Origin of the sequence: Pontibacter sp. H249, assembly GCF_037892465.1 — a bacterium.
Taxonomy (GTDB): Bacteria; Bacteroidota; Bacteroidia; order Cytophagales; family Hymenobacteraceae; genus Pontibacter.
On the sequence record NZ_JBBKTR010000004.1, the window covers coordinates 96,025 to 120,551 of the forward strand.

Sequence of the window (24,527 nt, forward strand, 5' to 3'; positions counted from 1 at the left end):
ACTTGATGATTATTTCTGCTGCAGCTGACTGTAGTCAAAAGTAAGCAGGTTCTGGATCGCATCGCGGTGTGCGTCGGTAGACATACTTTGTGCATCTTTGTCTACCATGTCTTCCGTGCCGATGAGCAGCTGGCGCTTAATGTTGTCTGGATCTTTAGGCCTGGAGAAGTACAAAGCTACATAGTCTACTTGACCGAAGTTGCCTTCGCGGCCCATGCCCATTTCATTTAAAATAGTGTTCAGTTTGTCTACAACGCCTGGCTCAGCCACATCGGCAAAACCAAAGTACTTAAATGGGCCATCCTGTACCTCTTTGCTTCGGGTAAAGTGCTTCTTTATGCCTTGCTCAAAGTATTGCGTATGCTCCTGCCTGTCGAAGTGGTATAACAAAACGTAATTATTCATAAGATCAAGTTGTTTGGTTTCATAGCATTGTCTCTAAAAGTACGTCCCTAATAAGCAATTGTTAAAACCAATAGCAGCCATAGTAGTACAAGAGACAGTTTATGATTTCCCTGCTATCAGGAGCCTTAATATACATATAAGCTGGTAAGGGAATATACTTTTATAGTGAATAAGTTGATTTACGGCGTTAACCTGTCGCCTTTCCTTTTATGATTCGCCCATTTTTAGTAATATCGCTTTACCGAAATTCACTTTTTAAGCTGATTGTTTTGCGCGTAGTAACTTTATTTATCCTCCTTTTGCTTTTCACCTTACAGGCATTTAGCCAAACCACCATGCTACGTGTGGTTGCCAAGCAGGGAGACGGTATTTATACTTTGCTGCGCAGGCATAGCCTTCCCACAACCGTTCTCCCTGAATTTCTGGAGCTTAACAAGGAGAACTTGGGCGAAAACAATAGCCTGTACGCGGGCAGAACGTATATTTTACCAGGCAGTACCGGCATTGCCGCTGCTACCACAGCTGTAGCTACCAACAAACCAGTAGAAACCTCTAAAAAAGTACTGACAGTACCCTTGTTTGGCAAAAAGTATGAGCGCGTTGAGGTGCTGGACCAGAAGCTGCAGGGTGCGGTATATTATCTGGTAAGCGGCCACGGCGGACCAGACCCCGGTGCAGTAGGCAAATATGGTCCCTATGAACTGGCAGAGGATGAGTACGCTTATGATGTAACAGTTCGGCTTGCACGACGCCTGATGGAGCATGGAGCAACTGTGTATATGATTGTACAGGATAAGAAAGACGGCATACGTGATAGTAATATCCTGAAAATGGATCGTGATGAAGTAAACTACAATGGGCAAGCCATATCTTTAAGCCAGACACAGCGCCTGCGCCAGCGGGTTAACTCTATTAACGCCTTACACGCAAAACATAAAGGGGCGTATCAGCGCATGCTATCCCTGCACATCGACAGCAGAAGTGAACGAAAAAACATCGATGTCTTTTTTTACCACCACGAAAACAGCTCTGATGGCCAAAAACTTGCTGAAAGTATACATAAAACCTTTTACAACAAGTATAACCGTCACCAGCCCGAGCGTAGCTACTCTGGCACAGTTTCGCACCGCAGTAGCCTGTATGTGGTAAAGTATAGCCACCCACCTACAGTATTTATAGAGTTAGGCAACATCCGAAACAACCTGGACCAGCGCCGTTTTGTGATTCCGAATAACCGCCAGGCCCTGGCAAACTGGATAACGGAAGGAATTATTTCTGATTATAGAAAAAGCAAATAGCTTAAGTAAAGCGAGCTTTTCCAGCCTCTGCACCTAATATGTATAGTTTGATTTTTTGCAAATACTCCAAGTTATAGCCTGCTTTAGTCTATTTTGAAGCTTATACTTTGTTGTAAATGATCAATTGACATTGTCATGGCCAAAGTGCCTGTACAGGTTTACTATAGACCCAAAATGCGTTTCAACCCAATTTAGGGATAGCTTTATCAATCGCAAACTTCGTGTGAATTATCAACCTGCCAGTAAGAAAAGGTCGTAAATGACAGTGCGCTACCACTTTAATAATTTAAAGTTGTTCCTCGAAAACCTGAAATTTAGAAAGGTCTGGCTTATACTTTCGCTTGCGCTCTAACTCGTGCTCATATACTGCCTGGCCAAGTTTCTTCATAAACGGAAAGCCAATGGTGTCATATTGATAGTCGTTTGTGTTAAAAACCATGGCTTCGTTTACAAGTATAACGGCAGTCAGCATAAACTCTACCTTATTTTCAAAGTTCACGATGTAGGCATTGTCAATTAAAAAACCGTAGGCATCCCCTACTTTGTTAAAGCTACGAATGTGTTTAGGCATTGCCTCCTTATCGCTGCCAAACAACAAAAACTTTACATAGGCATCGTAATAGTCGGTGGAGTTATAAGCCGGATAGTTGCTTTCGTGCGGCAGCATACCCATGTATTTGTACAGGAAAGTGTAATCCTCTGCAGTTAGATTAAAGCGTTGCTTTGCCGGTACCGCCTCCGGAAATATAAGTGATTGAAGTATGGCTTGCTGCGAAGTGATACTCATAAAATTCATGTTAGAGAAATCCATCGGCTCCGAAACTAACTTTCCATTTTGGTAATATCCAACACCAAGCTTCGTGCTTTTAAGCTTGTTCTGATACTCGTTTGGGTTGTACGCTAAAGGCTGATTATAAATTAGCTGACCATTCTGGTAAAAAGTAATCGGGTTAGTGTATCTCCTCCTTTCTCCGCTATCGCCAACAGATAAACGGTGTATAATTCGCACGTCTTCATGGCCTTTTTTGTGTAGCGCTTCATTTAAAGTTTGTTGCCCTACAAACTCATACAAGCGGTTATAGGCATCATTGTCGCTTACCAGCAAAACCTTTTTAATATAATGCCCTACAGATGGCAGGCCATTGGCAGAGGTAGAATCTGTAACGGCTCTGGTTTGCATGGCATAGGCGCTGTCGGTGCGCATGGGGGTATTACGCGTTAGGCCACTAATCTGCAGGCTGTTCAGCTTTTCTAAGGCTGCTGCTGCAGTTGCCAACTTAACTGTGCTGGCCGGATAATAATAGCGTTCTGGATCTACGCCTAAAGTATAGCTTTTAAAACTGGGCTGGTTGTTTTTGTCCCTGTCAATCTGGGTGTACAAAACCTGCACATGATACTTCTCCTGATACTTTAGCACATGGTTCAGCAGAGAGTCTTTCTGGCTCTGCAACAGTTTTGTCAGAAACTTGTCCTGAGACTTTTTTTGGGCAAACAAACCAAAGCCCGGCAGCAGAAAGAACGATAATAAAAGTAGTTGGCGCAGATTAAGCATACTTTATTAGTTTTTGAAAGATCAAGGTACAAAGTTTTACGCATTTCTGCCTCTCAGATCTACAGTCAATCAACTTAACCGGTTTAACTTTTTATCTGCCTGCACTTATACTTTAACTCTCTGAACAACAACGAATAACATATATTTTTATAAGGCCGTTTTATATATAACACCCTATCAGTTAGCTCATTATTAACAATTCATAACTTCTAAATTTTACACAATATGAAAAAGACTTTAACTACTCTGATCATGCTATTGGCCTTTGGTTTTTGCACTTTGGCACAGGACTTACCAACTCCACCGCTCCCTCCCACCTCTGCTAACGTAGCCGACGATGCTATAAGCAAAGGTAACTGGCTGGTAGGCGGCAGTATTGCTTCTACCGGTTTTAACTTCAGCACCGATACCTATGATTTATTTATAAATCCAAAAGCCGGATATTTTATAGGCGAGAATTTTGTGTTGGGCTCAGAGGTTATTTTAGGGTTAACTATTTTTGATGGTGGCACCAATTTCCAGTATGGTATTACTCCGTTTGGTAGGTATTATTATACACAAGGCGGTGGCCCCTCCGGACGCATTTTCCAGGAAATTGCTTTTGGTATAGCTGGCAGTTCTATTAAAGATAATGAGCAGGATGAACCTGTTTCGTTGTTGGTTGGCGTGCGTGGTGGCTATGCTCACTTTATAGCGCAGAATGTTGCCTTAGAAGCTATACTTGGCTATACTTACATTAAAGCTGACATAGATTCTGACACAGGTTCCGGTGGCTTAGGGATCTCTTTGGGATTTAGTATTTACCTGCCAGGCAGGCAATAGTAAAAGGCTTGTATCAGCATTGTGTAGCATTCTCTAAAAATCGATGTGTATTAGAGGTAAAACCCATTCTAAAGCCTAGATTTGTAAAAAGTATACAAAATTACATGCTACACCTAAAACCTATATTAACTGCTGCCCTGCTGGCAGTTAGCTTTGGCTGCTTTGCCCAAACGCAGCTGCAGATGCCACGAAACATACAGCAGGCCTACGAAAAAGGCACCCGATCAGCCGATGGCACACCCGGCCAAAGCTACTGGCAAAACAGCGCAGACTATGACATTAAACTCAACTTTAACCCTGCAACCCGTCTACTCTCCGGTACGGTTCATATTGAGTATAGCAACCAAAGTCCCGACACTTTAAAGCAGATCTGGTTTAAGCTGTACCCTAACTTTTACAAAAAAGGAGTGGCACGGGCCAGAAATATAAACCCAAGTGATGTTACCGATGGGGTGCAGATACAGCAGTTGGCTGTGAATGGACAAGCAGAAGACCTCACTAAACTAAGAATTGATGGTACCACCCTGCCGCTCAACATAAAGCCACTCGCTCCCAAATCTAAAGCAAGTATAGCCATTACCTACAGCTATACTCTAAACGAAGGGTCTCATAACAGAACCGGCCAGGTGGATGAAGGCTCACATTTTATTGCCTACTTTTTCCCGCGCGTTGCCGTTTACGACGACATTGATGGCTGGAGCCGATTTGCCTATAATGGATCGCAGGAGTTTTACAACGACTTCGGAAACTATAAGTTTGAGGTAACAGTGCCAAAGAATTTTGTAGTGTGGGCCACCGGCGATCTAACTAACGCCAAAGAGGTGCTGCAGAAAAAGTATGTAAAGCGCCTGGAGCAGGCCGAGAAGAAGGATGCCATTATCACGATCATCGACAGCACCGACCTTGTACGAAAAGACATTACAGCCCAAAATACTACCAACACCTGGAAGTATGAAGCCAAGAACGTTGTTGACTTTGCCTTTGCTACCAGCGACAGGTACATGTGGAAGTCCACCAGTTTGGTGGTAGATCCAAAAACCAAACGCCGCACCCGCGTAGATGCCGCTTTCTTACCTAAATAAAAAGACTTTTACGAGGTGGTAAACTTTGGCCGCAAAACTGTAGAGGCCATGAGTTATACTTTCCCGAAGTGGCCCTTCCCTTACTCGCACATAACTGTTTTTCAGGGGTTGGCGCAGATGGAATACCCGATGATGGTGAACGACAACCCGATTGAGGACCGAGCCGAGACCATCATGCTGACTGACCATGAGATTTTCCATACGATGTTCCCCTTCTACATGGGAATTAACGAGACAAAGTATGGCTGGATGGACGAAGGCTGGGCAACTATGGGCGAATGGCTCATCACCCCGATCATCGACCCAAGTATAACAGATGATTACGGTGTGGCACCTTACGGAGCAGTAGCAGGAACTGAAATCGATTTGCCCATTACTACGCTTACCACTCAGCAGAACGGCACTACCATGTTCCTTAACTCTTATCCAAAACCGGCCTTAGGCTATTTATATGTGCGTGATATGCTGGGAAATGAACTTTTTGAAAAAGCCCTGCACTATTACATTGCACAGTGGAACGGTAAGCACCCGCAACCTTACGATTTCTTTAATGCCATGAACACTGCCTCAGGCCGCAACCTGAATTGGTTCTGGCAGCGTTGGTTTTTTGATGATGGCTACCCTGACCTGGCCATTGCCGATGTGCAAGAGCAAAACGGCAGCTCTACAGTTACAGTAGCGTCAGTTGGTACCAAACCCGTACCGGTAGACTTAATAGTTACTTATACCGACGGCACCAGTCTAACACTGCACAAAGACATATCGGTTTGGGAGAAAGGCAACAGCACCATGCAACTTACCTTTAAACCTACCAAACAGGTAAAACAGCTGGAACTGAAAGGCACTTATACCCCCGACAGCAACAAAAAAGACAATATATATCATGTGAAGCAGCAACAGTTGAATTAAAAAAACCTACATTATTAAAGGCCGCTTCAGGAACTACCTGGGGCGGCCTTTTCTGTACATTTTACTTTCCCATTTTTTATACTTTGCTTCGTATACTTTACCAGACCTTATACTATGAAATCAATTCAAATCGCTTTTGAAACAGAAGAACTGAGGCTTGTACCCCTTACACTGGACCAGCTTGAGAACTTTAATGAGAATCCGGAGAAAATTGCGCTGGAACTGGAAGTGCGCGACCATAAACTTTTTAACCCCGAGCCACTGCAAAGACTCAACACCCACGTTTTACTTCCGAGATTGCGAAATGCCTTGCCCAATGATGAAATATATTGCACCCGTTGGCTGGCTATCTCCAAAGTAATGAACAAGGTAGTGGCTGATTTTATCATTAAAAAATTACCCGATTCTAACGGTGAAATTGAAATAGGCCATGGCGTTTACCCCAAGTATGAAGGCAAGGGTTGGATGACAAAAGTAGTAGCCGCTTTTATGCTTTGGGCCCAACAGCAGCCGCGCATCAAAACTGTTATGGCCGAAACAGCTAAAAAGAACCTATCCTCTATAAGGGTACTGCAGAAAAACGATTTTAAACTGAGCCGCGAAACAGACAAATTTTACTACTGGAGGTGCTGCTTAAATACGAGAGAAACAACTTATACTAAAACTAACATTAGTCATTTTCCCTGACATCATTCAAGCGTAGTTTTACCATGATATGAAAGATATACAGCAACTGCAGCTTAAATTCTTAGGAGGAGCAGGCACCGTAACTGGCTCCAAGATTCTAGTTAAAACAGAGAAATACCAGGTACTTATTGACTGTGGTCTATTCCAGGGTTTAAAGGAACTGCGCCTGCAGAACTGGAAAAAACCTCCGCTGCATGTTCCTGATCTCGATGCTGTTATACTTACCCACGGCCACCTCGACCACTGCGGCTACTTGCCCGTGATCACAAAGTATGGGTATACCGGGCCGATCTATGCCACCGAACCTACCCGCGATGTAACCGAGATCATACTCCGCGACAGTGCCCGGATTCAGGAAGAGGATGCGCAGGAGGCAAACACACATGGCTACACAAAACATCGGCCGGCCAAGCCACTCTACAACATGCGCGACGTAGATCGCACCATGCCTCTTTTCGAGACTTGCCCACAAGAAAAATGGATAGAGCTGAATGAGGAAATGAGGTTCAGGTTCCGGAACAGCGGCCATATTCTGGGGTCTTCCATTATAGAATTAGAGTGCCTTGGCGAAAAGCTTGTTTTTTCCGGTGACTTAGGCCGGCGCAGACCATTGCTGATGGAGCCACCTGCACTTATACAGGACGCGGATTACCTGGTGCTGGAGTCGACCTACGGTGACAGACTGCACAGTGAAGTATCGCCTTATGAAGAGATAGCCGGAATCGTAAATCATACCTACCGCAAAGGCGGCATACTCGTGATTCCGAGTTTTGCCGTAGAGCGTGCCCAGGAGTTATTGCTTATACTTAACACGCTGCGTTACGAGCAAAGTATACCTGCCATTCCAATTTACCTCGACTCACCGATGGGTATAAACGTGACGCAGCTATACCTGAACTACTCCGACTGGCACAGCCTTAGCCCCGCCGAATGCCGCTCCATGATGCACGAGGTTCATATCATCCATGAATTTGAACACTCACTTCATGTACTCGACAAGCAAAGCCCTAAGATTATTATAGCAGGTAGCGGCATGGTTACCGGCGGACGTGTACTTTACTACCTCGAGAAGCTTTTAGGAGATAAAAAGAACACCATACTACTGGCAGGTTACCAGGCACCCGGCACACGCGGAAGCCTTTTAGGAAGCGGCACCAATGATGTTAAAATTCACGGCAACTACTACCCTGTGCACGCAGAGATAAAGCAGATCGGCTCCCTCTCCGCCCACGCCGACCAGGGCGACCTGCTGTGGTGGCTAAGCAATTTTAAAGAGAAGCCCAAGCGTATTTTCCTGAATCACGGCGAGGCACAGGCCAGTGAAGAGTTACGGTTAAAGATCAATGATAATTATGGCTGGAATGTAACAATTGCTAAAATGGGGGCTGTGTATGATCTGTTGTAAGGATGACTTTAAGTATAGTCTGAATCAGGATATTCAAGATTTTAAAGATGATCAAGATAAATATCCATAGTATACATCTGCCCCTCCTGAGCTTTCAGAGCTCCTTTAGAATGTAATGAGAAATCCTGCTGCAACTATTTCTTACATCTCAATCGCAGTAACTCTCCTTCTTGTCATACTGTTAAGCATCTTGGCGGAGGGGAAGTTAAGCTTGAGACACAACGCCTTTTATTCCTTCACAAACAACCTCTTATCAAACTCAAAAGGCTCTGAACTGATGATCTTTACTTTGTTAAAGTCGGGATGGCGGGGATTGATAAGGTAGTTGAAATTGCCTTGTACTGTTGCAGAGGGAGCTTTTAAGATAAGGTGCTCTTCGCCAAGTATAAACTGATCGCCAATATCCTGGGTAACGCTGCTGTGCGGAAAACTTTTCCATACTTCTGGCATGTCCTCTATTTTAACTTCCGGGATAAAGTCCAGTTCAGGCAGCTCGATGCGCACGAGGTGGTAATCTAAAGGTACAATGCCCAGCGGCATGTGTACGGCAATCTCTACAGTGCACAGCACAATGGATTCGCTGGTGTAGAGCATCGGAACGCCTTTACTGTTCCAGCGTCCGCCGGCCAGTTCTGCACCTTTGCCCGATAAATCGTTCCGGAATTTGCTTCTGCTAAGGCGGTAAACGATCATGCCAGAACGCCGTGTTCTATACGTGTAAGTTCGTCTTTTAAAAGGCCGATGCCAAAGGTATTATCAAGAAGCTCTTTTGGCTTGATACCGCCCAGTGCCACGTTTTTTGCCTCCAGCCAGGCATCAAAGTTTGCCTTGTCGCCAAACACTTCCACTCCTTTGTTGTATACCAGGGTTATCTCTAAAATTTTTTCAGAGTGCAACGGATCAAAGGTGCGCTTCTCTTTTTTATAGCGCTGGAAGGTACGCTCAGAAAGATGGAGAAAGCCAGACCATTCAGCCGTGCTAAAGGGACTTTTATCAGCTATACTTTGAAACAACTTATACTTTATTCCTTCGCGCACGGTGCTTATCAGCATAAACACATCGCGATCATCAATTAGCTTATAGCTAAGGCCGGCTCCAATTTCTAAGGCTTGTCCCATGGTTAGTTTTCTTAACAGATCAAATATACGAAACTTGTCTTAAATAAAACGCCAATTGTCGCAAATAAGTTTTACAGCAAGAAAGGCTAACTTTCTAGTTCATCAATAGACTGACTGATACGGCCAATCCTTTGCGACCAGGTGCGTGATGATAAGTATAGAAAGACCATAGTTACCCCTGCCAAGGCGGCAAATACTAGTATAAATTTCATATTTATACTTAACGCAGCTGTAAAAAACACCCACAATGACACACTGAACACAACCATAGCTGTGAGTGAAAAAATCTTAGCTCGCTGCAACTGATGCAAAAAAGTATGTAATGAACCAACAATGCTGTCAGCACTAGCAGTATGTTTTAATGTAATGAAACTGTAAAGATTGCTGGCCATGTAAAATAGTACGCCCACCACCAGCACTACAGATGCATAGACTGGCTTTAAGTGCCCATCAAAAATATTATAAAATATAAGTAGCAGAACCGTCATGGCTACAGCTTCTACCATTAGTTTTATCCGGATGCGGCCTAAAACAGGATGCAGGCTTATTTTTGTCATTTGCTCAATCTGTTTTGTGCTAAGTCCTTTTTCTGTGCCGGCCTGTTGCCAGCTTTGCTTTAGTTGGTTAAGATCCATGACTGTATACTTTTATGATGTTTTTTAATTTACTTTTAATTCTGCTCAACCTCACTCCTACATTGCTTTCACTAATACCCAGCACCTCTGCTATATCTTTGTAAGACATATCTTCCAGAAACAGTGATACCAGCGCCTTTTCGCCATCGTTTAGTTGCTTAAGTGCTTTAAACAATTGCACCTGCTGATCATCATCTTGAGTGCTGCTTTCGCTAAGTATATCTGGCAGCGCGTCAGTATAGTCTATTGCCGGGGTTACTTTTCTAAAATCGGATAGTGCAGTATTTAGAGAAATTCTGTACATCCAAGTAGTTATGCTCGATTCCTGCCTGAAATTCGGGAAAGATTTCCAAAGCTGATAAACCACTTCCTGAAACAGGTCTTGCCTGTCTTCGGGAGTATCTCGGTAAAGTTTACATAACTTATGTATGATACCTTGATGCTGTGTGATCAACTCCAGAAAATCATTTTTCATAATTATTTGGTGCATGTACTGCCTTATTAGTTGCAGCCATTTAATTTTCCTTACAGAAAAGGTAATAAATATTTACTCAAGCCATGCTCCAGGCAGAAGAATAGGCTAAAAAACTACCTCATAGCACTATTTAAGCAACTACAGCGTTACCTACCAAACCAAAAGAAAGTATAATGCGATATTGGATAGTGGCGGTTGGTTTGCTTACCGCAGGAGTGAGCGCCTGCAACACCCCAACCGCCATCACTCAAAAAGAACAACCTGCACCACAGCCTGCCCTTACTATGGCTGACGTGGTACCAGTAAAAAAGCCAAAAACAGCAGCTCAGAAGGCAAAGCAGCAAAAATTTCTGAAAGAGAACACCAAACGTTTCAGAAGCAAAAAGCTGGCAGGCAAGTATTATGTGTTGCAGGGGCAGCGCACGTTTAACGAGCATAAGCTCGACTCAGCAAGCCATTTGTTTGGCCGCGCCTGGCTCATGGATAGTACTAACAACGACATACTTTGGGGATACGGCAAATTATACGGCGAGCAAAAGCAATACGATAAAGCCCTGTTTGCACTGTACAAGGCACTAGAAAAAGATAAGAAAAACCCTCAATTGCTTACAGATGTTGCCACCAGTCACCTGAACCGCTTCTATAACACCAGCAACCCTAACGATCTTGTACAAAGCAAAAAACTACTTCATGAAGCTGTAAAACTAGACCCAAAGCAAACTGGAGCTTACTATAAACTGGCCATCAACAGCTATTACCTAAAAGAGTATGAGCAGGCTTGGGACTATTTGCACAAAAGCAAAGTAAAAACCGATGAGGCAGACAAGGCTTTCTTAACAGCTCTCCTGAGCAAACACAGAGACCCTAAGGGAGTTTATACCCGTGCAAGTGTGCAATAAGTTTGCTATTAAAGCACCATTAACTTAAATTTATAGCGTTGCATAACCGTAACACGAAGCTACTTTAAAGATGAGAAGACTATTATTTACCCTTGCCGTTGTACTTTTCGCAACCGCTACTAGTTTTGCCCAGGAGCAGCAGGCAGACCAAAGTCACCTGGTTCTACCTATGTTTGGTAACAAGCCTAAAACAGAAGCTCAGCAAAAGAAAGACGAGAAGTTCCTGACAAGCTGCGACAAAAGCTTTCTAAACCGAGATGAAGCTAGTAAGTTTTTTATGGAGCGCGGTTGGGAATATTACGCCGAGGGGCAGATAGACACCGCCATGTACCGTTTTAACCTGGCATGGTTGCTTAACCCAAGCAACAAAGATACTTACTGGGCATTCGGGTTAATTACCTCATCAAAGAGCAACAACAAAGAGGCTATTTCATACTTTGAAAAAGCCAGAACACTGGACCCCAAAAATGCTATGCTACTTTCAGATATGGCTTCTTCCTACTTGGGCGTTTACAGAGAAAGCAAAAAGAAAAAAGATCTGAAAAAGGCCACTGCCCTACTAGATGAATCTATCGCAGTAGAACCTCAAAATGCCTATGCACTCTACAATTATTCACTTGTAAAGTTCCATCAGAAAAAATACGCCGATGCCTGGGACTACCTGCACAAGAGCCGTACCCTAGACTTAAGCGTAATCGATTATAGTTTTATCAGCCAAATAGTAGAGAAAATGCCGGACCCACAGGGATTCTTCCGGTCTTCGGACGCTACTGCAGAACAGAAATAAAGTATGAGCCCTGGCAACCCGCCGGGGCTTTTTAATTCTGATAATTTCAGCAAGATTCGGATTGATAGTTTAGGCTGCTTTTCTGTCATTTGAAGTATGGAGCATTCTATTAAAAGTATGGGGCATTATCAAACCATAGCCAATGCAATGGCCTATATCAGGGCAAATACAACAAAGCAACCCAGCTTGGATGAACTGGCTGAACATGCTTGTATGAGCCCTTACCACTTCCAACGAGTGTTTACAGAGTGGGCAGGCGTTAGTCCTAAGAAATTTTTGCAGTACCTCACGCTGCAGCATGCAAAAGCAGTTATATCCCAAACCGGAAATTTAGCCGAAACAGCAGATCATTGCGGCCTTTCGGGCACCAGCCGCCTGCACGATCTTTTCTTAAGTATAGAAGCTGTAACACCTGGAGCTTTCAAACAACTCGGCGAACAACTGCGCCTAAAGTATAGCATCAATACCTGCCACTTTGGTAACTACATGGTAGCCTCTACCGAAAAGGGGATTTGTTACCTTCACTTTTTTCAGGATCAATTCATTGCTTTGGCAGAACTGCAACAAACATGGCCTAAGGCAGAGCTGGTACAGGCAAACGATGAACACCATGTGCAGGTACAGGCTTTTTTCCAGAACACAAACCTGCAGGGGGCCAAAATAAAGCTGCACCTGCAGGGCACGCCGTTTCAGGTAAAAGTATGGGAGGCGCTGTTACGCATTCCAGAAGGCGGCCTTACCTCCTACGCAAGCCTGGCACAGCACATAGGGCAGCCAACAGCTAGCAGAGCTGTGGGCACAGCCATAGGCAGCAACGCGATTGCCTTTCTCATCCCCTGCCACCGTGTAATCAAAAGTATAGGAGGTATTGGAGAGTACAGGTGGGGCAGCGAACGTAAGATGGCCATGATCGGTTGGGAAGCAGCACGAAACCAAGTACAAATTGAACAGCTACCGGAACAACTTTCAATGTTCTGAGCAACAGTATAAATAATTCTGTATTTTCCGCCTCGGCATTCATATTTTGCTATATTTGTTCATCAGCCAAATGCACACATTTAGCCAAAGTATAATTTACCTTATGAAAAAGAATTTACTCAGAGCGTCGGTTTTCCTATTGGCAGGAAGTATGGCGCTATCGTCTTGCGTGGTGTCTAAGAAAAAATACGACGACCTGATGAGCCGCAAGAACACCTTAGAAGTTGAGAAAGCCGAACTGGAAAAACAAAAACTGACGCTGGAGCAGCAAAAAGCGCTTCTGGAAGAAGAGAAAGCCAGCCTGGAGCAGGCAAGAGCTGAACTGGAGCAGCAGAAAACAGAATACCAGCAAAGCCTGCAGAAAGCTCTGAAAGAAGGAAAAGCGCTCGGCGAGAACCTGAACCTGAGCAAAACGCAGATAGAACGCCTTAATGCTGATCTGAAAGCCCGTGAGCAGCGCCTGGCAGAGTTGCAGCGTATCCTGGATGAGAAAGAAAGAGCTGTTGCCAACCTGCGTAACAAAGTAACCAACGCTTTGCTTGGCTTTAATGATAAGGATCTGACCATTAACGTGCGTAACGGTAAAGTATACGTAAGCCTTGCCGAGCAGCTGTTGTTTAACTCCGGCTCTACCAAAGTAGACCCTAAGGGTGTTGATGCACTGCGTAAACTGGCAACAGTATTAAAGGAACAGCAGGATGTAAACGTACTGATCGAGGGCCATACAGATGATGTGCCGATAGCAAGAGGTACAGTAGGCATGCAGGATAACTGGGACCTAAGTGTGCTTCGTGCAACAGAGATCACCCGCATCCTGACAAACGCCGGTGTAGACCCTACCCGTGTTACGCCGTCTGGCCGTTCGCTGTATGTGCCATTAGATGAAGCCAAAACTAAAGAGGCGCGTCAGAAAAACCGCCGTACAGAAATTATCCTTACACCTAAACTGGACGAGCTGTTCCAGATCTTAGAGACAACCTAAGATTTGATCTGATACTTGAACGAAAGGCCAGCCCCTATCAGAGGCTGGCCTTCTTGTTACAGAAGAAATGCATAGCCAAGCTACCGAAGCAATCCCATCTATTAAATCAATTCGCTTAATCAACAGTTACTCCCTACTGATCATTCAAGAAAGCATAGAGTGCCTTGAGTTCTGTATCAGTATAGGCTTTGGTCATTTGCCACGGCATTTCCTCGTTTTTCATCTGCTTGCCTTCGGGTGTTTTGCCCGTGCGCAGTGTCTGTATAAACTGCTCCTCTGTCCAGCGACCAACATTGCCAGATGCTGTGATATCTGGGTAAGGCTTCATACCGGGCACTTTGGCTTCTCCCCCTTTAAAGTTACTGTTGTGGCAACCGGAACAGGATACAGCGAGGTACTTACCAAAGGAGGCGTTAGGGAGTGCCTCCACTGCAGCTGGTGCCTGGTAAGTATGATCAATGGCCTCGGCAGCTAACAACGGGATCTGATCCAAAGCGGAAAGGACGGTGCCCAATGGCCTGAGTTGTACAGGAGGCACTTCTTTGTTTACCGGTGGCTGACTCATACAAAAAGCGATCAGGGCACTTATATCCTCATCTGACATTTTATATAATTCCTGCGATGGCATGACCAGCAGCGGTTTGCTTTCTTTGTTGAGCCCGTGCCGCAGCGCCCTCACCCAATCTTTGCTTGTGTAATCTGCGGGTAATCCACCCTCACCATACGTAATGTTGGACCCTGCAATTAAACCAACTGCAGGGTCGTCAAGCATTATTTTACCGCTGAGGTCGGGGCCGTGGCAGTCTTCGCAGCCCTTTATGGTGTACAGGTGCCTGCCTCTTGCCAGTAAGGCATCATCTGCAGTAAACTCCATTATCCTGGGTTCAACGGCATATGCCTTTTGTATGCGGGTATCCAGCGAGTAAGCCAGGTATAGGTAAGTAAGCGCAAGTAGTAGGAGCAAACCAGCAATTACCCTAGCAGTGATTTTAAAAATTCTTTTGATCATAGTTTTACTTTATACTTTAGGCAGCTATACTTTCATTCTTAACCTGGGGCAGGTAATATTTCTCAAGCTCTTTATGTTTGCCACGGCGGCGGGCTTCTGTAGAGAGCAAACCAGCTAACCACACCTGCAAGCGCAGCGGAATTCCGGGCAGGTAGGATTCTCCCATATGAAACATGAGGGCCATGTGCCATATACTTTTCGGTATCCCCTTGCTGTTCGTCAGGCCATCATTGATCAAACCATAAGCAATTCTAAGCATTTGTTCGAACTGGCGTGCAGGGCGTATAGTAACCAAGAAGGTACAAGAGCAATTCTCGTCCTGGTTAAAAAAGCGGTGCAGCTTATTTAATGGTGCTACTGCCTTCTCTCCTTCCCTAATGCTGATCACTTCTTTTTCCAGTTCAATGCTCAGTGTGCCCTCCAGCACCTCAAACTCTTCGGTAAATGTGGTGTGATAGTGCAGTGCGTTCCCACCCTTAGGTGCCAGTTCCACTTTCACCAGCACATATTCACCATTCGTTTCTTCCCCAGACATCAGAAAAGTTACCCTGTCTTTTGACAGAGGATTGTAAATTGATTTTGGCAATGTACTCATAGTTTTATTTATAGATATTACACGTATATTTATAACCTCAAAAGTATAGCAGAAAGCAGGCAGCGGTACTACGAAAACAGGAGAAAGACCTACGCTAAAGGGAGAGTTTGAATCTTAGTAGCATGAAACTGAAGCTGACAGAAAATTTATTACAGGAGCTGATACAGGAGCAGACCACAAGTGCTGTGGCGCTGGCCCATCCTCTGTCGGCAGAGCCTCCTGCTACTTCAAAAGGCATTGCAGAGCCGCTACTGGGTAAGTTTTTTCAGCAGTACCAGCAGCACGAGCATTTTACCATAGCCGTAGTGCAAACCCAGCTAGAGAATGAATTAGAGCTGACAACAGAATCGGTATTGCCGGGAGTGAACATGAACTTTATATTAAACGGCCGAATCTCTACCAGATTTTCTGATCTACCCCAGGAAATTTACCTGACAAAGGCCCAGCACAATCTGCTTTACATCAACAATACCAGCGGCGATCACCTGTTTCACAAGGGAGGCCTTTTCGAGAACCTGCACATAAGCCTAAGCGAAGCATACTTTAAAGAGCTATGCCCTCCTACAAGCAAAGCATCAGAACGCCTGCACACCCATATGCTGAAGCAGCTGCCTGCGCTGGCATCTCAGCAGCACGGCAGCATTACACTTCAAATGCAACAGGCAATACAGGGTATATTGAACTGTGAATTTAAAGGCGCCATGCAGAAACTGTACATGGAGGCCAAGGTGCTGGAGTTACTGGCCCTGCAGCTTAACCAGTTTGAGCTGGAAAAGGAAAAACAGCTAACTACGGCCAACTCAGATAAAATACTGGCCGAAGAGCTAAAGATTTACCTGCATCTCCATTACCTGAACCTTCCGGTGCTGAAGGAACTCTGCAAACTATTTGGAACAAACGAGTTCAGGCTGAAAAAAGTATTCAGGGAGCATGTTGGATGTGGTATTTTTACCTATGCCCAGCAATTGCGTTTACAGCATGCCCACGAGCTTCTTAGGGATGAACAGAAATCTATTACAGAAGTAGCAGACCTGATAGGTTACAGCCACGCGAACCACTTCAGCAACGCCTTCCGGAAGCAGTTTGGTTACGCCCCCTCCAGGCTAAAGAATAACTAAACCTGCACCTTTTTTGGCAAGAACCTATTAAGCAACGGCAACACAAGCAGGTACAGAACAAACCCTACCGGCAATGCAAGCAAAGCCCAGGCTGATACTGCAGCTAAATTAGCCTTCCAGAGCAGATTAAGTGCAGCCAACCAGTCAGCTTTGAACATACTGGTTATCTCATCAAAGGTAAAACGCAGCTCCTCCAGCCCAAACATAAATATACCTGCCCGAACGAAAGGAATGAAAAAGATGATCTGGAGCGGCTGCATGAGGTAACTGATAAGTATGGTAGCTGCAATATTTAACCTGAATCGCGCTGCAAGTGCTGTACCCATTACAGTTGTCAGTCCAAAAGCAGGCACCACTCCCACCACTGTGCCCAGTGCTACGGTAACGGCAAGCTTGTGCGGGGTCATGCCCTGCTTAAGCAGATTCGCAACAGGGTTTATGATCCTGCGCCTGAAAAAACTAACCGTTAAACCTGATAAAGACATTGTATAGGGAAAAAGTATAGCACTTGGCTATCAGCAAGACTCTCCTCGAGCGAAATTAGTTGCAGGACAATTGCCTTTGCAGAAAATAAAACCTTTAGAGTGGCTAACTCCAATTAATACAATGCAAAGTAAAAAGTAACCTTATTGATTTTAGCAAATTGGTGCACCTCCATTAAACTTAAATAATTAGCAGGTTAAAAGCCAATAACCCTAATCATAAGACCTTAATAGTCAACACACTAACACATTTCTTCATATACCACAAATTAAAATACAAATCTTTTCAAATACCATATTAAACCAAACCTGCTATATAGTGTCAAAATGAGCACTATACCTTACTATACATCATTAATTTCTAAATGAAGAAAATATTACCTTTTCTGTTTATGCTGATAGGCACAATGCACGCCTATGCACAGCATGTAGCCGTATTTGGTACCGTTCAGAGTGGCAGCGATAAAACTGCTTTGCCAGGCGCGAATGTGGTACTAAAGAAAACAAGCGATGCCTCTTACACGGCAACAGTTACAGATGCCGAAGGTCGGTTCAGGTTTGAACGCGTGGCTAATGGGCAGTATACTGTTGAGATAAACTACATAGGCTTTGATAAATTTTCTAGGGCAATTCAGGTACAGGGCGCACCGCTAAACCTTGGCCAGTTGCTGCTACAGGACGGTTCTACAGCCTTAAAAGAAGTGCAGGTAGTAGGGCGCGCGCCGCTTGGCGAACAAAAAGGCGACACTACGCAATTTAACGCAAAGGCTTTTAAAACTGCGCCAGACGCTAGTGCCGAGGACTTAGTAACTAAAATGCCAGGCATAGCGGTGCAGGAAGGTAAAATACAGGCACAGGGCGAGGATGTGCAACAAGTAATGATTGATGGCAAACGCTATACAGGCGGAGATGTTAACTCAGCTGTTAGAAGCTTGTCTGCAGATATGATCGAGAGTGTAGAGGTATTTGACGGGCAAAGCGACAGAGCCGCGTTTAGTGGTTTTGATGATGGTAACCGTGTAAAAACCCTTAATTTCAGAACAAAGAAGGAAGCCCGTATAGGTTATACAGGTAAAGTTTCCGCAGCCTATGGCACCGATGAAAGATACATGGTTGGTGCAGCCGTAAACTTTATGAACAACAACCGCAGAATTACAGTTACGGGCCTCACGAACAACATCAACATGACCGATTTTTCGGTTGGTGAGACTCCTGGTGGCGGTATGAGAGGCCGCAGAGGCTGGGGCGGTGGCACACCAGATGGCATCACAAACACAAACAGATTTAGCATCAACTACAACGATAACTGGGGAAAGAAAATAGAAGTTGGCGGTAACTATGATTACTTAAACCGCGACATGTTTAATAACCAATATAAATTCCGTGATTATGTTGGTGACGAAACAGGCTTAAGGTATACAGAGAACAGCCGTAACGAAAATGATGAGGAGTCGCATAGTTTAAACTTCAGGTTGCAGTATAACATGAACGAAAACAACAGGTTCCTGATCACGCCTAGGCTATCTATACAAAATAACAATTCGCTTACCAGCCGTGAGGCAAGCACGTTTAACAATACAGGTCAGCTGATTGACTCAGACAACAGAAACACTGCTGAAGGCGCTAACATCAACTTTAACAACAACATTTTATACTCGCACCGTTTCGGGTCGTCTGGCCGCATTGTAACTGCGAATTTTAACACCAGTTACAGCAACTCAAGTAGTGAGTCATTCTTAACAGAGAACACAGACAACCTGGAGAATCCGGAGAATGATATTAACAGAAACCAGTTTACCAACTCTGACCGTGAAAACATGTCCTGGTCTGGTAATATTGACTACTCGCAGCGATTGGCCGAGAACTCTCGTTTGCAACTTGAGTACAACATCAGCAACAGAATAAATGATGCCGATAAGCGTACATTCGATTTTGAGGAGACTACAGGCGCTTACAGTGGTTTTAACCCGATCTTCAGCAACACTTTTAAAAGCGACTACCTTACTCAGAATGTAGGCCCAAGCTATCAGTACAGAAGTGAAAAAGTAAGGTTCCAGGCGAATGTACGATATGAGTACGCGACACTCAAAAGTGACAGCGAATTTCCGGAGCCTTATACTTTAAAGAGACACTTCTCAAACTTACTTCCTTCTGCAGAGTATGAGTTCAAGTTCTCGAACACCAAAAACCTGAACATCAGCTACCGCAGCAACACCAACGAGCCTTCGGTAAACCAGTTGCAGGATGTGCTGGATATTTCGAACCCGCAACAGCCAAGCATAGGTAACCCGAACCTAGACCAGGACTTTCAGAACAGGTTTAACCTACGCTACAGAAGCTTTAATCCGGAAAACAACCATATGTTTTTTATGGGTATATTTGGTACCATGACGCAGAATTACATTACCAACAGCGTTTATACAAACGGAGCACCTGAGGAGTACTTAAACGGCTATGAGCTTCAGCCCGGCACAAGGCTTTCGCGCCCTGTAAACATGGATGGATACTGGAACGTGCGTTCGTTTATGAGCTACGGCCAGCCGCTAAATGTTATAAGCTCTAACATTAACTTCAGAGGCTTTGCCGGATACTCTAGAATACCAGGTATGATTGATGACCAGGTGAATTACGCCAACAACATCAGCTTCGGCACAGGCCTGAACATCAGCAGCAATATTAGTGAGAAGGTTGATTTTAACATCTCTTCTAACTTTAACTATAACATTGTAGAAAACACGCTGCGCACAAACCAGAACGATAACTACTATACTTTTAGCAGCAACCTGCGCTATAACTGGATACTTTGGAAAGGCTTCGTATACCGCACCGAGTTAAACCACCAATTTAATTCAGGCCTATCTGCAGGCGTAGACAAAAGCTATCTGCTTTGGAACATGAGCGTTGGTAAAAAGTTGTTTAAGAACCAGCAAGGTGAGATTAGCCTAAGCGTAAACGACCTGCTAAAGCAAAACGTGAGCGTACAGCGTAACATTGCTTCAGACTTTATTGAGGACGTACAGTCCACGGTACTGCAGCGTTACTTTATGGTTACCTTTAGCTATAACCTGCGCAAGTTCAAGAGCGGTGGCAACCAGCCAGACCAAATGCAAGAGCGCCGTGGCAATTGGGGATCAGGCACGCGCAGCAACTAAACTTAACTGTTCTTAAAAATGAAAAGGCCCGCAGCAATGCGGGCCTTTTTTGTTTACACTGCAGCAAAGTATGGTAATACATAAAATTTGTATATTGCTTTATACTTTGTGCGCAATGGTAACAGATTTCTTCCGGTTCGATTGGTACACGGCTGTGCTGCTGGTGGGTGTGGTGCAGGGCTTCTTTCTTGCCTTGCTATTCCTGGCAAAGCGGCCTCACCGTCAGCCTTACCACCACTTGTTACTGGCTGCGCTTGTGTTTTGCTTTGCCTGCCTTTTGCTGGAGATTTTCCTGTGTTACTCCGGGCTCATGTTTCGGACACTGCCGTTGGTTGATTTCTCGGAGCCGATAAATTTTGCCATTGGCCCCCTTACCTACTTACTTTTCCGGAGTTTGAGCGGGAAAAACTGGACTCGTAAGCAATGGCTGCATCTGCTCCCGTTTGGCTTATATTTTTTGTATCACCTGCTCTTCACCATACAACCGGATGCAGTAAAGTATAACGGGTAAGTCAGTGCGTACTTTCCAGAAATGGAGCACTTGCCAGTCTCCTATCGTGTTCACCCAGACCCCTTGCGCCTGTCAGAGTTTGTAAATGAATTAAGTATACTGCACATTACGTGGTATTTAGTTCTTAACTTTTTCTTACTGCGCAACTACCGCTCTGCTAATAACCATAATCTATATTTCTACTCTTGGGCAAAACTGCTGCTTATCTTCTATGCTGCTACGCTGGCATTATTAGTTGCGGTTAAGTTAACGTATGAGCGCGATTTGGGTGATCACCTACTGGCTATGTTCCTGGTAGCGCAGCTATTTTACATAAGTTTTAAAATACTGACAGGCTCTACTTTCTTTCAGCCAGTGGTGCAAGTAAAGTATGAGAAATCGGCATTAAGCCAGGAAGCAAAACAAGACCTGCTGCAAAAATTAAAAACTGCCGAAGCTGAGAAGTTCTATATACAGCCATCTGCCTCTCTCCCAGCCCTGGCAAAACAACTGCATACTTCCCCGCACTACCTTTCTCAGGCGCTGAACGAGTGCTTGGGCAAAAGCTTCTTCGAGTACCTGGCGGAGTTACGCATACAGGAAGCCAAAAGTATACTTGCCAATGCATCACAGCAACACCTGAAGATTGAGGAAGTGGCCGAGCAAACTGGCTATTTATCAAAATCAGCTTTTAGTGCGGCCTTTAAGAAGCATACTGGCCAAACTCCCGGCGAGTACCGAAAAAAGGCCATTTTGAGTTAGTTTTAGTACTTCCCTATAGTCTAGCACTCCGAACTTACCGGCAGATTCTGCTATTTTATACTTCCTTGTTTAGGTTTGCATCAAAACGTAAACGCTATGGAAAAACAAGTTAAAATCAGACGCTATGAGTTCGACTGGCTACGTGTGCTGGCCTTCTCTTTGCTCATCTTCTACCACACCGGTATGTTCTTCGTGAGCTGGGATTGGCATATAAAAAACGATCATTTAAGCGAGGCCCTGGAGGTGCCAATGACTCTTATGAGCCAGTGGCGTATGTCACTTATATTCCTGGTTTCGGGTGTGGGTGTTTACTTTGCCTTGGGCTACAGAAGCGCAGGCACATTTATCAAAGACAGACTAAAACGCATTTTTGTGCCACTGCTGGTGGGTATGCTGCTCGTAGTTCCGCCTCAGGTATACTTTGAACGCGTAACGCAAGGCTTTAGCGGAAGCTACCTCAGCTTCTTCCCTTCTGTTTTTGAATTTGAGCCATACCCTGCTGGTAATTTCAGCTGGCACCACCTATGGTACTTGGCTTATATCCTGCATTATAGTATACTACTGCTGCCACTGCTGCTCTTTTTGCGCAGGACAAAACTTAGTTTTCACAGAATAAGCAGACCTGTACTTCTGTTGGCTCCTGCCCTATGGCTTAGTGGTGGTGCCATACTTCTGAACGAAAGGTTCCCGGGAACAAACGCACTCATTAACGACTGGGCAAATCATTATCTCTACATCACAGTTTTTTTGATTGGATATATACTTATGAAGGCCCCGGAACTGCAGGAGAAAATCAGAAACTTACGCTGGTACAGTTTGGCCATTGCCACGGTTACGTTAATTATACTTTATACTTTCTATTGGCTAAACTGGCAGGAAATTAATGGTGTAGAGGTAGCACTTTACTATCTGTTGAAACAGAGTAACCGCTGGTTTTGGCTGATGACTATACTTGGTTTTGCCATGCAGCACCTGAACATCAAAAACAAATACTTGGTGCAGGCTAATGAGATGGTTTACCCTTTCTATATACTTCATCAAACTATTATTGTGGCACTTGGCTTTTACCTGCGTGAGGTTCAGTTATCAGTAGGCACTAAATTTACCTTAATGTCGCTGGGCACGTTTGTACTTTGTTTTATACTTGTGCGGTATGTGATTAAGCAGGTAAACTGGCTGCGGGTGCCTTTTGGACTAAAACCAAAAACACAGCCTGTCCTAAGAGCAACTACTGAGGCAGCAGCAAGTACTTACATCGCAACAAGTGAGCAAGCTCATTAAATTAGTTCATAACAGTTGATCAATATCATTGAATTACAGACCATTACAAATTTACTTTGCTTTATAAACTTGGTGCTTAACTTACTAAGTTACAAGTAAAGAATAGTTAACGATTTAAATATATTGATCTATGAAAAAGAATATGGGGATTGCAGACAGAACTATCCGATTGTTAGTAGCGGCTATTATAGGTGTGTTAGCCTTTGCGGGAGTTATTACAGGAACATGGGAAATTGTGCTATTGGTTATAACCGGGGTTTTCGTGCTGACTAGTCTGGTAGGATTTTGCCCATTGTATGCCATCTTCGGTTTGAATACCTGCCCAAGAACTACAAAACATCATAATTGATGATTTAGGGCCCAGCTGAAGTTACAGCCGGGCCCTGATAATATTGCTCAACCTAAGGCAGGTCGTTGTAGTTTACAACTTTTACACCGGGCATCTTGGCTAAAATTGCTTCAAGGCTTTTGCGGTGTGCCGCGCCCACGCCCATCACCACTTTGGTAGCCCCGTTTTCCCGGGCCTGCCGGATGAGGTTTTCGCAAATGCCCTCGTTGCGCTTTTGCCACCAATGCAGCATCCCCAGCACCTCCTCTTTGGGGTATCCAGGCATGTCGTAGAACTTTGCACCTCCGTAGAAGTTTACCACATCGCTGTAGTCGCCGTACAGGTCGGTGCTCATAAAGCCGTAGTCCTTCGTGTCTATTTCCTTCGATTTTTGCTCTGCCCATTTATAGTAACTTTTAATCGCCTTTACAACCTGCGCTTCCTCAGATGCTGTGTCTGCTTTGGCAACGGCGTACATCTTTTTGATGAGAGAATCGGTTTTGGCCCAGGCCTGGTTCCAGTTGGCGTCGTACTTCTGGCAATCGGCTGCGTAAATTTTCGAATGGCCTAACTCGTAAGCCAACGGGAAGTATATTTTCTGGTATTCACTGTTTTTGCGGATCAGGCCCACTTTGCGCAGTGAATCAACGCCTCCGAACATCTTTTCGAACACAGCCTGCTCGCTTTTTTCAAACTTGGGCTGCATATGCTGCTCCAGCACGTAAAACTGGTATTCTGCGTTTGCTTTGTCGAAGTTCAGGAATAAGTTGCGCGCCAGCTCCATGCGGGTTTTGTGGTAATTTTCAAATTTGCTAAGTGCCGCGTAAGCCTGTGCTATGTCTTTTTGTGGGTTCTTGGGCGTTTTCAGGTGCTGCTCCAGCAGGTATTCCCGCTTTTTCAAATCAGATTTCGTAGCGTAATAGTTTTGAGCGATGGCCTGTTGGTGGTCTTCCGGGGCAAGGTATTCGCCAAACACCATGTCCGGCTTATAATTTTTAAGCTTTTCTACCACATAGCGGTATTTCTCAGCAGATTCCGGGTTTTGGTGCGAAGAACCCACAATAACTACCTCCAACTGTTGCTGGGCGCTTGCCTGCACGTTTACAAGCAGTATAGTGCAGGCAAGGATTAAGATGCTTTTGAACTTAATGGTAAAGTATGATACAGTTTTCATGGTACAGTTACTTTAGTGCGATGATGATATAAATGTATTACCTGAGACCGTTTTCAGGAATTAAATTATTTCAACCCCTCAGAATATTATCCGAACCGGTAA

The 24,527-nt window shown here is 44.5% G+C and carries 26 protein-coding genes; 16 read left to right on the forward strand and 10 right to left on the reverse strand.

Annotation, left to right across the window (positions count from 1 at the left end; all coding sequences use genetic code 11):
* Positions 1-9: 9 nt before the first annotated feature.
* Positions 10-405, reverse strand: coding sequence for a hypothetical protein (locus WG943_RS07210; RefSeq protein ID WP_340407800.1), 396 nt, complete (start codon positions 403-405; stop codon positions 10-12).
* A gap of 269 nt (positions 406-674) precedes the next feature.
* Here WG943_RS07210 and WG943_RS07215 point away from each other — a divergent pair, with 269 nt between their 5' ends.
* Positions 675-1,703, forward strand: a complete 1,029-nt coding sequence (locus tag WG943_RS07215) for an N-acetylmuramoyl-L-alanine amidase family protein (RefSeq protein ID WP_340407801.1) — start codon at positions 675-677, stop codon at positions 1,701-1,703.
* Positions 1,704-1,989: 286 nt separating this feature from the next.
* Here the strand turns inward: WG943_RS07215 and WG943_RS07220 are convergent, their stop codons facing one another.
* Positions 1,990-3,255 (reverse strand): serine hydrolase, encoded by a 1,266-nt coding sequence (locus WG943_RS07220; protein WP_340407803.1) that lies wholly within the window; start codon positions 3,253-3,255, stop codon positions 1,990-1,992.
* Positions 3,256-3,480: 225 nt separating this feature from the next.
* On the opposite strand from WG943_RS07220, the gene WG943_RS07225 reads away from it, so the two are divergent.
* The 5 genes from WG943_RS07225 (at position 3,481) to WG943_RS07245 (ending at position 8,160) form a co-directional block, all read left to right on the forward strand.
* A complete protein-coding gene (locus tag WG943_RS07225) occupies positions 3,481-4,077 on the forward strand; it encodes a hypothetical protein (protein ID WP_340407805.1) in 597 nt (198 codons plus the stop codon).
* A gap of 104 nt (positions 4,078-4,181) precedes the next feature.
* Positions 4,182-5,159, forward strand: coding sequence for a hypothetical protein (locus WG943_RS07230; protein WP_340407807.1), 978 nt, complete (start codon positions 4,182-4,184; stop codon positions 5,157-5,159).
* 15 nt (positions 5,160-5,174) lie between these two features.
* Positions 5,175-6,068 (forward strand): M1 family aminopeptidase, encoded by an 894-nt coding sequence (locus tag WG943_RS07235; RefSeq protein ID WP_340407809.1) that lies wholly within the window; start codon positions 5,175-5,177, stop codon positions 6,066-6,068.
* Positions 6,069-6,182: 114 nt separating this feature from the next.
* A complete protein-coding gene (locus WG943_RS07240) occupies positions 6,183-6,755 on the forward strand; it encodes a GNAT family N-acetyltransferase (protein WP_340407810.1) in 573 nt (190 codons plus the stop codon).
* A 28-nt stretch (positions 6,756-6,783) separates the two neighbouring features.
* On the forward strand, positions 6,784-8,160 hold the full coding sequence (locus WG943_RS07245) for an MBL fold metallo-hydrolase (RefSeq protein ID WP_340407811.1): 1,377 nt from the start codon (positions 6,784-6,786) through the stop codon (positions 8,158-8,160).
* 228 nt (positions 8,161-8,388) lie between these two features.
* On the opposite strand, the gene WG943_RS07250 is transcribed toward WG943_RS07245, so the two are convergent.
* From WG943_RS07250 to WG943_RS07265, 4 genes are all read right to left on the reverse strand, one after another.
* The gene (locus WG943_RS07250; RefSeq protein ID WP_340407812.1) at positions 8,389-8,853 is read right to left on the reverse strand and encodes an RES family NAD+ phosphorylase; all 465 of its coding nucleotides are present in this window, start codon (positions 8,851-8,853) and stop codon (positions 8,389-8,391) included.
* A complete protein-coding gene (gene parS / locus WG943_RS07255; RefSeq protein WP_340407814.1) occupies positions 8,850-9,278 on the reverse strand; it encodes a type II RES/Xre toxin-antitoxin system antitoxin in 429 nt (142 codons plus the stop codon). The genes WG943_RS07250 and parS overlap by 4 nt, the downstream gene beginning before the upstream one ends.
* Positions 9,279-9,364: 86 nt before the next feature.
* Entirely contained in the window at positions 9,365-9,913 is a 549-nt protein-coding gene (locus WG943_RS07260) for a hypothetical protein (RefSeq protein WP_340407816.1), read from the reverse strand.
* A complete protein-coding gene (locus WG943_RS07265; RefSeq protein ID WP_340407817.1) occupies positions 9,903-10,388 on the reverse strand; it encodes an RNA polymerase sigma factor in 486 nt (161 codons plus the stop codon). Before WG943_RS07265 ends, WG943_RS07260 begins: the two co-directional genes overlap by 11 nt.
* 173 nt (positions 10,389-10,561) lie before the next feature.
* Here WG943_RS07265 and WG943_RS07270 point away from each other — a divergent pair, with 173 nt between their 5' ends.
* The 4 genes from WG943_RS07270 to WG943_RS07285 all read left to right on the forward strand — a co-directional run bounded on the left by WG943_RS07270 (position 10,562) and on the right by WG943_RS07285 (position 14,034).
* A complete protein-coding gene (locus tag WG943_RS07270; RefSeq protein WP_340407818.1) occupies positions 10,562-11,287 on the forward strand; it encodes a tetratricopeptide repeat protein in 726 nt (241 codons plus the stop codon).
* A gap of 70 nt (positions 11,288-11,357) precedes the next feature.
* A complete protein-coding gene (locus WG943_RS07275) occupies positions 11,358-12,074 on the forward strand; it encodes a tetratricopeptide repeat protein (protein ID WP_340407819.1) in 717 nt (238 codons plus the stop codon).
* Positions 12,075-12,170: 96 nt separating this feature from the next.
* Positions 12,171-13,052 (forward strand): bifunctional transcriptional activator/DNA repair enzyme AdaA, encoded by an 882-nt coding sequence (locus WG943_RS07280; RefSeq protein ID WP_340407820.1) that lies wholly within the window; start codon positions 12,171-12,173, stop codon positions 13,050-13,052.
* Positions 13,053-13,155: 103 nt separating this feature from the next.
* Positions 13,156-14,034, forward strand: a complete 879-nt coding sequence (locus WG943_RS07285) for an OmpA/MotB family protein (protein WP_340407822.1) — start codon at positions 13,156-13,158, stop codon at positions 14,032-14,034.
* Positions 14,035-14,167: 133 nt separating this feature from the next.
* Here WG943_RS07285 and WG943_RS07290 read toward each other — a convergent pair whose 3' ends face one another.
* Together WG943_RS07290 and WG943_RS07295 are read right to left on the reverse strand one after the other, a co-directional pair.
* Entirely contained in the window at positions 14,168-15,043 is an 876-nt protein-coding gene (locus tag WG943_RS07290; RefSeq protein WP_340407823.1) for a c-type cytochrome, read from the reverse strand.
* Positions 15,044-15,059: 16 nt separating this feature from the next.
* Positions 15,060-15,638 (reverse strand): cupin domain-containing protein, encoded by a 579-nt coding sequence (locus tag WG943_RS07295; RefSeq protein ID WP_340407825.1) that lies wholly within the window; start codon positions 15,636-15,638, stop codon positions 15,060-15,062.
* 122 nt (positions 15,639-15,760) lie between these two features.
* Here WG943_RS07295 and WG943_RS07300 point away from each other — a divergent pair, with 122 nt between their 5' ends.
* On the forward strand, positions 15,761-16,756 hold the full coding sequence (locus WG943_RS07300) for a helix-turn-helix transcriptional regulator (RefSeq protein ID WP_340407827.1): 996 nt from the start codon (positions 15,761-15,763) through the stop codon (positions 16,754-16,756).
* On the opposite strand, the gene WG943_RS07305 is transcribed toward WG943_RS07300, so the two are convergent.
* Complete coding sequence (locus tag WG943_RS07305; RefSeq protein ID WP_340407829.1) at positions 16,753-17,241, reverse strand: DUF2062 domain-containing protein; 489 nt, start codon at positions 17,239-17,241, stop codon at positions 16,753-16,755. The two genes, WG943_RS07300 and WG943_RS07305, sit on opposite strands and share 4 nt — an antisense overlap.
* A 362-nt stretch (positions 17,242-17,603) precedes the next feature.
* Between WG943_RS07305 and WG943_RS07310 the strand changes: the two genes are divergently transcribed.
* The 5 genes from WG943_RS07310 to WG943_RS07330 all read left to right on the forward strand — a co-directional run bounded on the left by WG943_RS07310 (position 17,604) and on the right by WG943_RS07330 (position 23,272).
* A complete protein-coding gene (locus WG943_RS07310) occupies positions 17,604-20,390 on the forward strand; it encodes an outer membrane beta-barrel protein (protein WP_340407830.1) in 2,787 nt (928 codons plus the stop codon).
* 115 nt (positions 20,391-20,505) lie between these two features.
* Positions 20,506-20,901, forward strand: a complete 396-nt coding sequence (locus WG943_RS07315; RefSeq protein WP_340407831.1) for a hypothetical protein — start codon at positions 20,506-20,508, stop codon at positions 20,899-20,901.
* 21 nt (positions 20,902-20,922) lie between these two features.
* A complete protein-coding gene (locus WG943_RS07320) occupies positions 20,923-21,642 on the forward strand; it encodes a helix-turn-helix domain-containing protein (protein ID WP_340407833.1) in 720 nt (239 codons plus the stop codon).
* A 96-nt stretch (positions 21,643-21,738) separates the two neighbouring features.
* Positions 21,739-22,923 (forward strand): acyltransferase family protein, encoded by a 1,185-nt coding sequence (locus WG943_RS07325; RefSeq protein ID WP_340407835.1) that lies wholly within the window; start codon positions 21,739-21,741, stop codon positions 22,921-22,923.
* Between the two features lie 142 nt (positions 22,924-23,065).
* Positions 23,066-23,272: a YgaP family membrane protein gene (locus WG943_RS07330; protein ID WP_340408122.1), complete on the forward strand. Its 207-nt coding sequence runs from the start codon at positions 23,066-23,068 to the stop codon at positions 23,270-23,272.
* A 52-nt stretch (positions 23,273-23,324) separates the two neighbouring features.
* On the opposite strand, the gene WG943_RS07335 is transcribed toward WG943_RS07330, so the two are convergent.
* Positions 23,325-24,425, reverse strand: coding sequence for a DUF5694 domain-containing protein (locus WG943_RS07335; protein ID WP_340407836.1), 1,101 nt, complete (start codon positions 24,423-24,425; stop codon positions 23,325-23,327).
* Between the last annotated feature and the right edge of the window lie 102 nt (positions 24,426-24,527).

Bases quoted from the DNA above. Each gene is read 5' to 3' on its own strand.
- WG943_RS07210 (WP_340407800.1), bottom strand. From the start codon at position 405: ATGAATAATTACGTTTTGTTATACCACTTCGACAGGCAGGAGCATACG.
- WG943_RS07220 (WP_340407803.1), bottom strand. From the start codon at position 3,255: ATGCTTAATCTGCGCCAACTACTTTTATTATCGTTCTTTCTGCTGCCG.
- WG943_RS07225 (WP_340407805.1), top strand. From the start codon at position 3,481: ATGAAAAAGACTTTAACTACTCTGATCATGCTATTGGCCTTTGGTTTT.
- WG943_RS07230 (WP_340407807.1), top strand. From the start codon at position 4,182: ATGCTACACCTAAAACCTATATTAACTGCTGCCCTGCTGGCAGTTAGC.
- WG943_RS07240 (WP_340407810.1), top strand. From the start codon at position 6,183: ATGAAATCAATTCAAATCGCTTTTGAAACAGAAGAACTGAGGCTTGTA.
- WG943_RS07245 (WP_340407811.1), top strand. From the start codon at position 6,784: ATGAAAGATATACAGCAACTGCAGCTTAAATTCTTAGGAGGAGCAGGC.
- WG943_RS07250 (WP_340407812.1), bottom strand. From the start codon at position 8,853: ATGATCGTTTACCGCCTTAGCAGAAGCAAATTCCGGAACGATTTATCG.
- parS (WP_340407814.1), bottom strand. From the start codon at position 9,278: ATGGGACAAGCCTTAGAAATTGGAGCCGGCCTTAGCTATAAGCTAATT.
- WG943_RS07260 (WP_340407816.1), bottom strand. From the start codon at position 9,913: ATGGATCTTAACCAACTAAAGCAAAGCTGGCAACAGGCCGGCACAGAA.
- WG943_RS07265 (WP_340407817.1), bottom strand. From the start codon at position 10,388: ATGAAAAATGATTTTCTGGAGTTGATCACACAGCATCAAGGTATCATA.
- WG943_RS07270 (WP_340407818.1), top strand. From the start codon at position 10,562: ATGCGATATTGGATAGTGGCGGTTGGTTTGCTTACCGCAGGAGTGAGC.
- WG943_RS07275 (WP_340407819.1), top strand. From the start codon at position 11,358: ATGAGAAGACTATTATTTACCCTTGCCGTTGTACTTTTCGCAACCGCT.
- WG943_RS07280 (WP_340407820.1), top strand. From the start codon at position 12,171: ATGGAGCATTCTATTAAAAGTATGGGGCATTATCAAACCATAGCCAAT.
- WG943_RS07285 (WP_340407822.1), top strand. From the start codon at position 13,156: ATGAAAAAGAATTTACTCAGAGCGTCGGTTTTCCTATTGGCAGGAAGT.
- WG943_RS07290 (WP_340407823.1), bottom strand. From the start codon at position 15,043: ATGATCAAAAGAATTTTTAAAATCACTGCTAGGGTAATTGCTGGTTTG.
- WG943_RS07295 (WP_340407825.1), bottom strand. From the start codon at position 15,638: ATGAGTACATTGCCAAAATCAATTTACAATCCTCTGTCAAAAGACAGG.
- WG943_RS07300 (WP_340407827.1), top strand. From the start codon at position 15,761: ATGAAACTGAAGCTGACAGAAAATTTATTACAGGAGCTGATACAGGAG.
- WG943_RS07305 (WP_340407829.1), bottom strand. From the start codon at position 17,241: ATGTCTTTATCAGGTTTAACGGTTAGTTTTTTCAGGCGCAGGATCATA.
- WG943_RS07310 (WP_340407830.1), top strand. From the start codon at position 17,604: ATGAAGAAAATATTACCTTTTCTGTTTATGCTGATAGGCACAATGCAC.
- WG943_RS07315 (WP_340407831.1), top strand. From the start codon at position 20,506: ATGGTAACAGATTTCTTCCGGTTCGATTGGTACACGGCTGTGCTGCTG.
- WG943_RS07320 (WP_340407833.1), top strand. From the start codon at position 20,923: ATGGAGCACTTGCCAGTCTCCTATCGTGTTCACCCAGACCCCTTGCGC.
- WG943_RS07325 (WP_340407835.1), top strand. From the start codon at position 21,739: ATGGAAAAACAAGTTAAAATCAGACGCTATGAGTTCGACTGGCTACGT.
- WG943_RS07330 (WP_340408122.1), top strand. From the start codon at position 23,066: ATGGGGATTGCAGACAGAACTATCCGATTGTTAGTAGCGGCTATTATA.
- WG943_RS07335 (WP_340407836.1), bottom strand. From the start codon at position 24,425: ATGAAAACTGTATCATACTTTACCATTAAGTTCAAAAGCATCTTAATC.